This is a genomic window from Capnocytophaga genosp. AHN8471, assembly GCF_016806945.1.
Classification (GTDB): Bacteria; Bacteroidota; Bacteroidia; order Flavobacteriales; family Flavobacteriaceae; genus Capnocytophaga; species Capnocytophaga periodontitidis.
Map to the genome: position 1 here is coordinate 16,666 of NZ_JAESPJ010000032.1, position 13,333 is coordinate 29,998.

Genomic DNA, 13,333 nt, shown 5'->3' on the forward strand with positions numbered 1-13,333 from the left:
AAATCGACATATTGATAAATCGACAAATTAGCACATTGACTGTAAAGGAATTCATAGAGATTATTAGACATCCCTACACTATCAACGATGATCAAGTATATGAACTCGATGAAATAGTGAAGGAATATCCTTATTTTCAAGCAGCAAGGGTGTTACAACTCAAAATATTGCATTCTGAAGGAAATTACAAATACAACAAAGCTCTAAAACTCGCTGCTGTACACGTAACTGACCGATCAGTATTGTTTGATTTTATCAACTCTAAAACTATTATTCCTGATTTTTCAGCATTGCGCCGTGATTTTGAGCGCATTCGCAAAGCCCGTGAACGCAAAGAAGCTGAAGAAGCTGAAAACACCCCACCAAAAGTAAGTTATATCGACCACGAACCACGATCCTACCGCCCCGACTTACCTAACAAATCAATTTTTGAAGAACCTATCTTCCCTGAAGATTTGGTAAATCACCAAGAGTTAGCCGATGTTTTCATAGCTAAAGAACCTGAAGAAAAACCAAAAACCGATGCTGACAACATCTCTCAATGGTTAGAAAACATCTCTGAAGAGCATAATGAAGTCGCCTACAAAGACGATAAAGTAGCCGAGAAATTTAAACTCATCGATAAGTTCTTAGAAAGCAATCCCAAGATTGAAGCCTCAAGAGATTATGTATCCAACGTAAATTTAGCTGATGAAGTAAAGTCTGACCCTAAACAATTAATGACCGAAACATTGGCGCAAGTATATGTAAATCAGCGTAAATTCAAACAAGCTATTCAGGCTTATGAAATATTAATTTTGAAAAATCCAAAAAAAAGTGCTTACTTTGCAGCCCAAATAGAAAATATTAAAAAATTACAGCAAAATAATTTATAAGAAAAATGACAACATTTAACATCTTTTTAGTGCTCATCGTGATAGTATGTTTACTACTCGCTTTGGTTATTATGGTACAAAACCCTAAAGGAGGCGGACTCTCTTCTACTTTTGGAGGTAACACCCAAGTAGTAGGAGGCGTAAAGAAAACAGGCGACTTCCTCGAACGCAGTACTTGGACTTTTGCTACTGCTTTAGCTGTGCTTATCCTTATTGCTAACACCTTAATAGCCAACAATAATAATGGTGTGACTGGCGACTCTAAATTATTAGATGGCAGCACCCCCGCTGCTCCAGTAAACCAACTCAATCAGCAAGCACCCGCTAACAACAACGCTACTCAACAAGTGCCTGCTACTCCTGCCACATCTTCTAATACAGGAAACTAAACTGACAAAAAGTCAGTTATTTCAGATTGGCACACTTTCTGAAATATCCTCTTCGATTTTTTATAAAGGGAATTAAAATACTAAACAAAAGGTTGAAAACAGAACTTTGACAAGGTTTTTAAAACTTTGTCAAAGTTTTCTAACACCTAACTTCTTATCCCTAACTTTCTAAGTAAACAAATAATTAAAAACTAAACAATAATGGCAAAATTGAATATCAAACCTTTAGCTGATAGAGTAGTGATTGAGCCCGCAGTGGCCGAAACTACTACTGCATCAGGTATTATCATCCCTGATACTGCAAAAGAAAAACCTCAAAAAGGTACCGTTGTAGCCGTAGGTGCAGGTACTAAAGATAACCCTGTTACCCTAAAAGTAGGTGATATTGTACTCTATGGCAAATATGCCGGTACTGAACTCAAATTAGAAGGTAAAGACTACCTCATTATGCGTGAAAACGACGTGTTAGCAGTTATCTAATCTAAACATTAAAAATTAAAAAAAATGGCAAAAGACATTAAATTTGATATAGACGCTCGCGAAGGTCTTAAACGCGGCGTTGATGCATTAGCTAATGCAGTAAAAGTAACCTTAGGTCCTAAAGGACGTAACGTAATTATTAGCAAATCATTCGGTTCTCCTCAAGTAACTAAAGATGGGGTGAGCGTTGCTAAAGAAATTGAATTAGAAGACGCTCTCGAAAATATGGGTGCTCAAATGGTAAAAGAAGTAGCTTCTAAAACTAACGACCTCGCTGGTGATGGTACTACTACCGCTACTGTTTTGGCTCAAGCCATCGTAAAAGAAGGACTCAAAAACGTAGCTTCTGGCGCTAACCCAATGGATTTGAAACGCGGTATCGACAAAGCTGTTGTAAAAATCGTAGAACACTTGGCTAAACAAGCTAAAGAAGTAGGTTCTTCTTCTGAAAAAATTAGACAAGTAGCTTCTATCTCAGCTAACAACGATGATACTATCGGAGAACTTATCGCTCAAGCATTCGAGAAAGTTGGTAAAGAAGGGGTTATCACCGTAGAAGAAGCTAAAGGTACTGATACTTACGTAGACGTAGTAGAAGGTATGCAGTTTGATCGCGGTTACCTCTCTCCTTACTTCGTTACCGATTCTGAAAAGATGGTAGCTGAACTCGATCGCCCTTACATCTTGTTGTACGACAAGAAAATCTCCACTATGAAGGACTTGCTTCCTGTATTAGAGCCTGTAGCACAATCTGGTAAACCACTTTTGATTATCGCTGAAGATATCGATGGGGAAGCTTTGGCTACCTTAGTAGTGAACAAATTGCGCGGTACTCTTCGCATCGCTGCTGTAAAAGCTCCTGGTTTTGGCGACCGTCGCAAAGCTATGCTCGAAGATATCGCTATCCTTACGGGTGGTACCGTAATCGCTGAAGAAAGAGGCTTTACTCTTGAAAATGCTACTATTGATATGCTCGGTACTGCCGAAAGAGTAAGTATCGACAAAGATAACACTACCATTGTAAATGGAGCTGGTAAATCTGAAGATATCAAAGCACGCGCAGCCCAAATCAAAGCTCAAATCGAAAATACAACTTCCGATTACGATCGTGAAAAACTACAAGAACGTTTAGCTAAACTTTCTGGCGGAGTAGCTGTATTATATATAGGTGCTGCTTCAGAAGTAGAAATGAAAGAGAAAAAAGACCGCGTAGACGATGCGCTTCACGCTACTCGTGCAGCCGTTGAAGAAGGTATCGTAGCAGGTGGTGGTATTGCCCTTCTCCGTGCTAAAAACGCTTTAGCAAAACTTAAACCTGCTAACGCCGATGAAGAAACTGGTATTAAAATCATCCTCAAAGCATTGGAAGCTCCTTTGCGCACTATCGTGGAAAACGCTGGTGTTGAAGGTTCTGTAATCGTAGCTCGCGTACTCGATGCTTCAAGAGATGCTTACGGATACAATGCCAAAACAGGTACTTATACCGATATGTTTAAAGCTGGTATCATCGACCCTAAAAAGGTAACTCGTGTTGCCCTTGAAAACGCTGCTTCAGTAGCTGGTATGATCCTCACTACCGAATGCGCTTTAGTTGATATCAAAGACGATAAAGCAATGGCTATGCCTCCAATGGGCGGCGGAATGCCAGGAATGATGTAATTATAAATTCATAGCATTATTATCATATTTTATTAACACGAAAATCGGGGAGAGCTTCGCAAGAAACTCTCCCCGATTTTATAATTCATATCAAATGATTAAATACTTTGATAAGCTCTGTGTCCAAATCTCACTCCAAAGAAGAAATTCAAATCTTTAGCTGATTTAGTAAGATTACTCAATATAGTGTTAGAACCTATTACAAAAGGACCTAAACGCAAAGCAAGACCGATATTTGTTTTTGAAATTTGGTTATACGAAAGAGGTAAATAAGCCCCTAAGTACTCTGTTTCTACACGTGGTGTAAGCGAAACTTCATTAGCATAAGCCGCTGTATAAGCATTGCTTTTATTAGTAAGATTGAAACGGGTAGCTAAATTCACAAAGAAAGGTTGCGCTATACGGTAATCTACACTCAAGTTCAAAGAAGTAGGTAAAGATACTTTTATCTTCTCGGTAACTGCAGCGTTATCTCCAAAAGTATTTTTTAGTTTTTCTTCTGATAAGTCATCCATTGTGAGGCTAGCTACACCAGAAGCTGGCATACGATAACGTTGTGAATCTTTAGTAGGTGTATATTGCAATCTTCCAATATCCATTATAGAAACCCCTACTCTCAAATCGTGAGAATTGTTATGACAACGAGGACAACCATCCTTTTTATACTCATAAGTAGCCCCTAAATCAAATCCTACAGTAGACGCTTTAGACTTAAAATACAAATCGCTCGCATTGATATTATCAGTATCTACTAAACTTGTTCCTCCATTAAGTATTTCTACTACCCCATTGTGAGACTGAATATTAAGTATGGTACTTTTAGTAGATCTATCCACTGTAAGTGAAGCCGTAGCCCCTTCAAAGTTTCTAAAACCTGCATACACATTACCTGAGCCTTGTATTATTTTTAAACTTGCTCCTGCTTTGATAGCATTATGCCCATCAAAATAGAGCTCACCTGCCCAAGAAAATCCTATTTCTGAAAAAATATGCGCTGCTATTTCTTGGTTGTTCAAATTTAACTGATAAGACTGATCCAAGTCTAATTTTTCAGCATCAGTAAAGATTGACTGCAACAGTTTAGCATCAAAGTTTCTCACGTTACCTAATGCACGTACACGAGAAAAAACTCCCACAGTGTGTTGGTCGTTGATTTTCACATAAAGTGAAGGCCCCATCACATCTACATTTACTTTAGCATCAATACGCTCTCTAAGCAAAGGATTATTTGCATCATTACGTGTAAAGTCATTAAAACTTTTAGTAATGTCGGTATCCATTTTGATAGCATTATTCGCCAAACCAAAATTTACCAAAAACAAACTAGCATCCCAAGGGCGCTTACTGCTAATCATATAAGCAGGATTTGCTGTGGTTTGTATCACTCCAGAGTAATAACTCTCTCTAAGCCCTGCAAACGATTGCTGAGCTTCCATCGCTATTGTCGTTAAAAACAAAGCTGATAAAATTACTTTTTTCATTGTATAAAAAGAACATTAAAATTTGTGCGCAAATGTACAACTTTTTATCAAATAAAAAATAAAAAATGTAATTCATTTTGCTCTCTTAATATTTTTATCTACTTTTGTCGCCATAAACATTTTAATTCTAAAAAAGATGAATACACTTAAAACACTATCAACAATAGCTTTTTCATTATTAGTTTTTGGAATAGCTACTGCTCAGGACGAAGGACTTGTGCCTGCCAGCGCCTTGCCTGCCAACGCACAAACTTTTGTAAATCAATATTTTTCTGCTAACGATATCGTTTCGGTATGGCAAGATACTGAAAAAGGTAAAGTAGAAGAATATACTGTACTTTTTGCCGACGGCACTGAAGTAGAATTTCACGCTGATGGCAACTGGAAAGAAGTAAAAGCCCGTAACGGACAAGTATCACCTAAAATCGTTCCTGTTAAAATAGCTAAATACGTACACAAAAAGTTCCCTAAAGCAATGATTAAAGAAATCAAAAAAGGGCGTACCAAATACGAAATCGACCTTACTAACAACGTAGAACTTCTCTTTAACTTAAATGGTAATTTCTTAAAAATTGACGACTAAATATGAAATACTTTTTATTACTCATCGTTGCTACACTTACTTTTAGTGCAGCCTCTGCTCAAAACAAAAAAATAACTTTTAACGATCTTCCGTCTGAAGCTATCAACTATATAGATAATCGCTCCTTAGCTAATGATATTACTTCAGTATGGAAAAATACCAATGACAACATATACACTGTTATTTTTAATGAAGGAACTGAAATCGAGTTTAATAACAACGGCGAATGGAAAGAAGCTAAAATAAACAATGAAAAATTTTCAGTATTCTTAGTTCCTGAAAAAGTATTAGGCTATATACAAGCTAATTACCCTCTTGAGTCTGTCAGAAAAGTATTGCGTAATCTCGATAAAAAAGGGTACAAAACTGAACTTTCTAATAAAAAAGAACTTAATTTTGACGAAAATTTCAATTTTGTTAAAGCAAGATAATTTCTCTATTGATTGTTCAATCCCTATTGACTTTCTTAAAACTAAACAGTTAAACTCTTAAAAAATAGACAACTCAAATGAAACGTTTTTTATTACTCATCGCTGCTACACTTAGCTTTAGCGCTGCATCTGCTCAAGACTCTAAAGTAACTTTTAACGACCTTCCTGCTGATGCTATCAACTTCGTGCGTGAACATTTTCTGGTAGACCATATCGCTTCTGTTTGGAAAGATACTGATTACAACGACGAGGAGTACACTGTTATCTTCCGCGACGGACTTGAAATAGAGTTCAATGGCAACGGCGATTGGAAAGAACTCAAAGCGCGTCACGGCAAAGTACCTGATCACGTAGTACCCGAAAAAATATTGGCTCACGTACGCGCCACCTTCCCTTTTGAATCTATCAAAGAAGTATCCCGCAATCTCACCAAAAAGAGATACGAAGCCGAACTTACTGACGATCAAGAACTCAAATTCGACGATAAATTCAATTTTATTGGAGTAAAATAATCTCCCATTAATTGTTAATTGAATGTATGACCTAATCATTATCGGTGGAGGAGCCGCAGGCTTCTTCACCGCTATTAATACCGCCGAAAACCGTCCTGATTTTAAAATCGCTATCCTCGAAAAAAGTAAAAATGTGCTCCACAAAGTGCAAATTTCGGGTGGGGGCCGTTGTAATCTCACCAATGCTATTTTTACCCCTCAAGAACTCGTAAAAAACTATCCGCGAGGCAGTAAGGAACTCCTCAGTCCGTTTCACCGCTTTATGTGCGGCGATACTATGGAATGGTTTGAAGCACACGGTGTTTCTCTCAAAACAGAACCAGACGGTCGTGTATTTCCCGCTTCTAATTCTTCAGAAAGCGTTGTAAACTGCTTTCTCAACGCAATCAAAAAACACCACATTCAAGTCTTCACTCAACAGAACGTACAAGCCCTTTCCCCTACTTCCGAAAGTTGGGAAATCACTACATCTAACTCAACCTATAAGGCTCGTAATTTGGTAATTAGCACGGGCAGCAACCCTAAAATATGGCAACTATTAGCTTCTTTAGGGCATACAATTATCCCCCCTGTTCCCTCACTTTTCACTTTTAACACTTCTACTCAATGGGCAAAAGAGCTCTCAGGAATTGCAGTAAATGCTACAGTACACTTGTTTAGCCAAGGAGGTAAATCGCTCAAAATCACCGAAACCGCTCCACTGCTCTTCACACACAATGGTTTTAGTGGCCCTGCGGTGTTGCGCGCCTCAGCTTGGGGAGCTCGCATATTAGCAGAATGTAACTACCAATGCCTGATGGAAGTGAACTTCACTGCTCACAACAGCGAGGCACTTACTTACGACGAAACGCTTCTCTTTTTACAAGATTGCAAACAACAAAACGGACGCAAAACGATGCAAAATTTCACATTGTTTGAACTCCCTAAACGCTTGTGGAATTCCCTTTTAGATAGCGCTGGTATTGCTCCTGCACAACTATGGGCAGAGCTCAACAAATCGCAACTGCGCCATCTTGCCAAAATACTTACCCAATGCCGTTTTCCTATAGAAGGTAAAGCTACTTTCAAAGAAGAATTTGTAACAGCTGGAGGGGTAAAACTCTCCGAAATCAACTTCAAAACCTATGAGAGCAAGCTACACCCTCATCTCTACTTAGCTGGCGAAGTACTCGATATCGATGCTATTACAGGAGGCTTCAACTTTCAAAACGCTTGGACGGGAGGCTATATCATCGCTGAAAATTTTGTAGTAAAAAACAGTAAATAGACTCAAAATCATCTTTGTATCACAAACTTTATCAAAGTTTAAAGACTTTTGCAAAGTAAAATTAACTTATAATCAATTCTCAACACAAAAAAATAATCTCTAATTCTTGCTTCAATTCAAAAAAATATCCTTAACTTTGCCATCGTAATTAATATATAATAAAATAGCAAATTATGGGACTTAAATTTTTAGATGATATAAAAGCAGGCATTCGCAGTGCTTCCCTTAAAAAGGATATCATTTGCTACTACATCAACAATGGCGACAACACTCTTGCCGACCTTGGTAAAGAATTAGATCTCAGCGTGCCCACCGTTACCAAAATGGTAGGTGAACTCATTGACGACGGCATCGTAATGGATTTTGGTAAAATAGAAACCTCTGGAGGTCGTCGCCCCAATATCTATGGGCTCAACCAAAGCTCTGGCTACTTCATCGGGATAGATATATGCCATTCTCACGTAAATATAGGTGTCACCGACTTCAAAGGTGAACTCATCAGTGAAGAACTCTCTATTCCTTTCACCGAATCTCAGCCTCAAGAACGATTTCAAAGACTCTGTGAAATCATCAATCAATTTATTCACAAATCAAAAGTACCCAAACACAAAATCCTCAGTATGGGTATCAATATCTCCGGACGTGTAAACACCCTCACGGGGCATAGTTATAGCAGTTTCTATTTCGATGAACGCCCTCTTACCGAAATGTTTGAGAATGAACTGAATATCAATGTTTCTATCGACAATGATTCTCGTGCAATGACTTACGGTGAATATATCAAAGGATGTGTAAACGGCGAGAAAAACATCTTGTATGTAAACGTTAGTTGGGGCTTAGGGCTCGGCATTATCGTAGGCGGACAGCTATACTATGGAAAGTCAGGATTTTCAGGAGAGTTTGGACATATTCCAGCCTTTGGCAACGAAATACTCTGCCATTGTGGTAAAAAAGGTTGTTTAGAAACAGAAGCTTCTGGCTTAGCCTTACACCGCAAGTTCTTGGAAAAACTGCACAGCGGACACTCCTCTTTGCTTACTCAAAAAAACGGATACGACCCCAAAGCACCCGTAAGTTTGAACGACATCATAGAGGTTGCCCTACAAGAAGATATGCTCGCCATTGAGCTGATTGAAGAAATAGGAAACTCTTTAGGCAAACATATTGCGGGGCTCATCAACCTTTTCAACCCCGAATTGGTTGTTATTGGAGGAACACTCGCCTACGCCGGCGACTACCTAATGCTACCCTTGCGAAGTGCCATTAGAAAATATTCATTAAACTTAGTAAGTAAAGATTCCACTATTAAAGTATCTAAATTGGGTGAAAAAGCAGGACTTTTAGGCGCCAGCCTCCTCGCCCGAAGTAAATTCATCGGATTGATATGAAAGACGAACGATTAGTAGCTTTCGAGCGACTCCTCAACATAATGGACGACCTACGCGCTAAATGTCCGTGGGACAAAAAGCAAACAATGCAGAGTTTGCGCCATCTCACTATTGAGGAAACTTACGAATTAGGCGATGCTATCCTTAGCAACGACCTCCAAGAAGTAAAAAAAGAATTAGGCGACTTGCTCTTGCATATCGTTTTCTATGCCAAAATAGGCAGTGAAACCAACAGTTTCAATATCGCCGATGTAGCCAATGGCGTATGCGAAAAACTCATTGAGCGACACCCCCACATTTACGGCGATGTGCAGGTAAACAACGAGGAAGATGTAAAGCGCAATTGGGAAAAAATAAAACTCAAAGAGGGCAACAAAAGCGTTTTGGGTGGTGTACCCAAGAGTCTGCCTGCCTTAGTGAAAGCCACTCGCATACAAGATAAAGCTGCTGGTGTAGGTTTTGATTGGGACAATATCGACGATGTTTTTGCAAAAATAAAAGAAGAAATAGATGAGCTACACGCCGAAGTAAAAGCTCAAAAGCAAAGCAATATAGAAAGTGAGTTTGGCGATGTGCTGTTTAGTCTTATCAACTATGCCCGTTTTTTAAAGGTAAACCCCGAAGATGCCTTAGAGCGCACCAATCGCAAGTTTATTGCACGCTTTCAGTACTTAGAAGAAAAAGCTACGGCACAAGGCAAATCGCTCAAAGATATGACCTTGCAAGAAATGGAGACCTATTGGCAAGAAGCTAAAAACCTATAAAACAACAAAACTATGACCACAGATTTAGACACCTTAGACAAAGAGTTCAAAGCCAATATTCATCCCCGTGTATTTTGGGACTGCCGCTTTGAAGATCTTAGCTTAAAAAAAAACAAGTACTTTATGATTGCTCGCACCCTAATGCGTGGCACTGATAAGGAAATACATTTCATCGAAAGTCTTTTTTCTCTAGATGATATTCTAAAAGCAGTAGAACGCTCTCCTGAAGTTGATGCTGTATGTAGAAATTATTACAGATATATTTATAATTATGTTACTAAAAGACAGCAAAGCCATAGAAGAGCCTCAAAAAAAACTGCTTAGAAAACTGATGGAGTTAGAACTTCTCTCTGATTATTGTTTAGTGGGAGGTACTAATTTAGCTTTTCGATATGAGCATCGTATTTCAGTTGACTTAGACATCTTTAGATACAACAAAAATTCAAGTAAAGATGCTAATACTGCTCTTTTTGGAGAGATTAAAAATATCTTTGGAGATAGTGTTTATTTAAATAGTATTGAGGCGTCAAAGTATTTTCATACATTTGCACTCTGAAAATTAATGTATTATGGAATTATTCAAAGGACAAAGCCTCTTAGAGTTTACTGAACGCTTTAAAACAGACTTAGTAATAATGGGAAGAATTTTCCTACATTACATAAGGTAATACATCAAGTAAAGTCTCGGATACGAGGTATATATTCTTGGGTATCAGAATTTAACATAGACCGATATTTAGCGGAATACAGTTTTAGAATTAATCGCTCACAAAGCAAAGAGACTATCTTTAACAGTTTAATAAAAAGAATGCTTGAAAGAAAACCTATTTTCCAACCTCTGTTAATATGCCATTAACTTGACACCTCAATAAGAATTTATGGGATCAAATTATGAGATCTTGTGAAGAGGGGAATTTTGAAATAGATGAGTATTCATATAAAATTGAATAGAATATGATTGTTTTACAATATACTGTACTGATAAGTTGCCTTGCAGGGTATGCGATAACATTCGACACAAAAATCCCTAAGAAGACATTTATGTTTATGAATATATTTACATTAATAGTTTGTGTAATATCAATAGCTGAAACGTATTATATAGAATGTAATACTGAGAATGAAACTACAATCCCCTTTTTGCTTATTTTTGCTGTAATTGTTCCTTGCATAATTACATTGATAACATTTCTATCTTTATCAATATATTTATCAAGCATTACAAAAGAGAAAAAATATTTGTTGAAAAGTATTCTTATATGTTTAGCTTTTGTAGTATTATTAATTTATACACCAGAACTACTAATTTTATTATTCAATTTATAAGTTGGTAGTTGAACCTGCTCTTTCAAAATAATTGAAATAAATAATATCTATTTTCAAAAATATTTTATTGAGGTGTTAAAATAATTTCATTATTTGTACTCTGAAAATTAATGTATTATGGAATTATTTAAGGGACAAAGCCTCTTAGAGTTTACTGAACGCTTTAAAACAGACTTAGTAATAATGGGAAGAATTTTCCTACATTACATAAGATAATACATCAAGTAACGTTTCCCTAAGTCAATTAGTATGTAGCTAAATAGATACCTCAAAAATTTTAAAAGAAAACAGATGTTACCATATACAAATAAAACAAGATTAGTCCCTATAGTAATATTATTACTATTATTTGCTTGCAAGAATCACAATACCCAAGAAAATAACTATATTGAAAATGATATAGATACCATTGAGGAAGCAGATTATGTACAAGAAATAACCGATGTGAGGATTACAAGGGAAATAAAGGATAAGAATTATGTTATCTTTGTGGAACCAACCTTATTTTACCTTGATAGCCTAAAGAATGTGTCAAAAGATGATGATTTCTATACAACGGTAGACGATGCTACTTTTTATATGACAATGGCAAGCGATCTTGCATTAGAAAAAAGAATAGATACAATAAACATAAAAATAGGCGAAATCCTAAAAATAGGGGAAAAAATAATTCAGGTATCCAAAGACAATCCTTGGACATTGATTTTATACAAACAGGGCGGAAAGACAAAAGAGTTATATCCTATAGAAATACAAATAGATGATAAAATTATTGACATTTTTTTCAATGAATAAGTCCGTATATCCTAACACAAATAAAACTTATTGGAGAGAAATAGGTGTCAGATTTTGTGCAAAGACGTTTCTGGCTTGGAACTGCTTATGAAAATGATTATAAAAAGAGAAAAGAAGAAAAAAGAGAAGTTAATTTTAAAATATTCAGATGGTAAAGATTTATTATTTTATTTCAGCGTGTTTATTGTTGTTTTCTTGTAACAATTGCAATACCCAAGTATCATCTTTCGATGATAGTACAGCTACTATTTCCTCTATCAAAAGAGATACCATAGTAGAAAAAGATACAATTGCACCAATTCAAGTGCCTAAAGAAGAAACTGATGAAGCTACAAAAATGATTTTGGAATTTTATGATAAGTACATCAGGCAACAAGATAAAATACTGTGCTCTGATTCATATGAAGAAGAAAAAAAATGTGAAGATGAATTAATAAGAATTAAGAAAAACTATTTATCAAATAAATTGATAAAAAAAATAAAACCTACTGAAGATAGAGATATGGATTTTATTCTAAATGCCCAAGATATTTACATAGAATGGTTAGACTCTATTAAGGTAAAGAAGATAAATTCAAAAAGATATAATGTGTATCTTTTTGACTTTTATGAAAACAGATATGATGATAGCATACAATTAAAAGTAGCTAAGAAGAAGGACAGGTACATCATTGATGATATTATATTTTAAAATATTCAGATGGTAAAAATTTATTATTTTATTTCAGCGTGTTTATTGTTATTTTCTTGTAACAATTGCAATACCCAAATATCATCTTCTGATGATATTAGAGATACTATTTCCTCTATCAAAAGAGATACAATAGTAAATAAGGATACAATTGCACCAATTCAAGCTCCTAAAGAAGAAACTGATGAAGCTACAAAAATGATTTTAGAATTTTATGATAAGTACATCAGACAGCAAGATAAAATGCCTTGTGGGGAGTTTTGCGAAGAAGAATTAAGGGAAATAGAAAGGGAGTTTCTATCAAGTAAATTAATACGGAAAGTAAATTCAGATGAATTAAGTTCAGATCCTATTGTAAAAGCCCAAGATACCAACCTAAAATGGTTAGACTCTCTTAAAGTAAAGAAGATAAATTCAAAAAGATATAATGTTTATATTTTTGATTTCTTTTTAAATAGATATGATAGCGTACAATTAAAAGTAGCTAAGAAGAAGGATAAGTATATTATTGATGATATTATTTTTTAAAATATTCAGATGGTAAAAATTTATTATTTTATTTCAGCGTGTTTATTGTTGTTTTCTTGCAACAATAGCAACACCCAAGTGTCATCTTTTGATGATACTACAGATACTATTTCCTCTATCAAAAGAGATACAATAGTAAATAAGGATACAATTGCACCAATTCA

Annotated in this window: 16 protein-coding genes and 1 pseudogene; 16 read left to right on the plus strand and 1 reads right to left on the minus strand. The window is 36.0% G+C overall.

Going from position 1 to position 13,333, the window contains the following annotated elements; all coding sequences use genetic code 11:
* The first annotated feature begins 35 nt into the window (after positions 1-35).
* The 4 genes from JMN12_RS13715 (at position 36) to groL (ending at position 3,403) form a co-directional block, all read left to right on the plus strand.
* Positions 36-875, plus strand: a complete 840-nt coding sequence (locus JMN12_RS13715; RefSeq protein ID WP_088594855.1) for a hypothetical protein — start codon at positions 36-38, stop codon at positions 873-875.
* A 5-nt stretch (positions 876-880) separates the two neighbouring features.
* Positions 881-1,264 carry a preprotein translocase subunit SecG gene (gene secG, locus JMN12_RS13720; RefSeq protein WP_009750881.1) on the plus strand — a complete coding sequence of 128 codons (384 nt, stop codon included), beginning with the start codon at positions 881-883 and terminating at the stop codon, positions 1,262-1,264.
* 201 nt (positions 1,265-1,465) lie between these two features.
* Complete coding sequence (gene groES, locus JMN12_RS13725; RefSeq protein ID WP_203139811.1) at positions 1,466-1,744, plus strand: co-chaperone GroES; 279 nt, start codon at positions 1,466-1,468, stop codon at positions 1,742-1,744.
* Positions 1,745-1,768: 24 nt separating this feature from the next.
* Positions 1,769-3,403, plus strand: a complete 1,635-nt coding sequence (groL, locus tag JMN12_RS13730; RefSeq protein WP_088594858.1) for a chaperonin GroEL — start codon at positions 1,769-1,771, stop codon at positions 3,401-3,403.
* Between the two features lie 98 nt (positions 3,404-3,501).
* Here the strand turns inward: groL and JMN12_RS13735 are convergent, their stop codons facing one another.
* Positions 3,502-4,884, minus strand: a complete 1,383-nt coding sequence (locus JMN12_RS13735; protein ID WP_009750879.1) for a DUF5723 family protein — start codon at positions 4,882-4,884, stop codon at positions 3,502-3,504.
* Positions 4,885-5,020: 136 nt separating this feature from the next.
* Between JMN12_RS13735 and JMN12_RS13740 the strand changes: the two genes are divergently transcribed.
* The 12 genes and pseudogenes from JMN12_RS13740 to JMN12_RS13795 all read left to right on the plus strand — a co-directional run bounded on the left by JMN12_RS13740 (position 5,021) and on the right by JMN12_RS13795 (position 13,169).
* On the plus strand, positions 5,021-5,467 hold the full coding sequence (locus JMN12_RS13740; RefSeq protein ID WP_009750877.1) for a PepSY-like domain-containing protein: 447 nt from the start codon (positions 5,021-5,023) through the stop codon (positions 5,465-5,467).
* A 2-nt stretch (positions 5,468-5,469) separates the two neighbouring features.
* Positions 5,470-5,898: a PepSY-like domain-containing protein gene (locus JMN12_RS13745; protein WP_088594860.1), complete on the plus strand. Its 429-nt coding sequence runs from the start codon at positions 5,470-5,472 to the stop codon at positions 5,896-5,898.
* A gap of 77 nt (positions 5,899-5,975) precedes the next feature.
* Entirely contained in the window at positions 5,976-6,410 is a 435-nt protein-coding gene (locus JMN12_RS13750; RefSeq protein WP_009750875.1) for a PepSY-like domain-containing protein, read from the plus strand.
* A 22-nt stretch (positions 6,411-6,432) separates the two neighbouring features.
* Positions 6,433-7,677, plus strand: a complete 1,245-nt coding sequence (locus JMN12_RS13755; protein WP_203139813.1) for an NAD(P)/FAD-dependent oxidoreductase — start codon at positions 6,433-6,435, stop codon at positions 7,675-7,677.
* A gap of 173 nt (positions 7,678-7,850) precedes the next feature.
* Positions 7,851-9,065, plus strand: coding sequence for an ROK family transcriptional regulator (locus tag JMN12_RS13760; RefSeq protein ID WP_088594863.1), 1,215 nt, complete (start codon positions 7,851-7,853; stop codon positions 9,063-9,065).
* Positions 9,062-9,829: a nucleoside triphosphate pyrophosphohydrolase gene (mazG, locus tag JMN12_RS13765; RefSeq protein WP_002680700.1), complete on the plus strand. Its 768-nt coding sequence runs from the start codon at positions 9,062-9,064 to the stop codon at positions 9,827-9,829. The genes JMN12_RS13760 and mazG overlap by 4 nt, the downstream gene beginning before the upstream one ends.
* Positions 9,830-9,841: 12 nt before the next feature.
* A complete protein-coding gene (locus tag JMN12_RS13770; RefSeq protein ID WP_088594864.1) occupies positions 9,842-10,153 on the plus strand; it encodes a DUF6922 domain-containing protein in 312 nt (103 codons plus the stop codon).
* A 7-nt stretch (positions 10,154-10,160) separates the two neighbouring features.
* Positions 10,161-10,385, plus strand: coding sequence for a nucleotidyl transferase AbiEii/AbiGii toxin family protein (locus JMN12_RS13775; protein WP_227002900.1), 225 nt, complete (start codon positions 10,161-10,163; stop codon positions 10,383-10,385).
* Positions 10,386-10,457: 72 nt separating this feature from the next.
* A pseudogene (locus JMN12_RS13780) lies at positions 10,458-10,685 on the plus strand (IS1595 family transposase); the annotation flags it as partial.
* 761 nt (positions 10,686-11,446) lie between these two features.
* Positions 11,447-11,950, plus strand: coding sequence for a hypothetical protein (locus JMN12_RS13785; protein WP_088594865.1), 504 nt, complete (start codon positions 11,447-11,449; stop codon positions 11,948-11,950).
* 148 nt (positions 11,951-12,098) lie between these two features.
* Positions 12,099-12,641: a DUF3828 domain-containing protein gene (locus JMN12_RS13790; protein WP_088594866.1), complete on the plus strand. Its 543-nt coding sequence runs from the start codon at positions 12,099-12,101 to the stop codon at positions 12,639-12,641.
* A gap of 9 nt (positions 12,642-12,650) precedes the next feature.
* The gene (locus tag JMN12_RS13795; RefSeq protein WP_088594867.1) at positions 12,651-13,169 is read left to right on the plus strand and encodes a DUF3828 domain-containing protein; all 519 of its coding nucleotides are present in this window, start codon (positions 12,651-12,653) and stop codon (positions 13,167-13,169) included.
* Positions 13,170-13,333 lie beyond the last annotated feature (164 nt).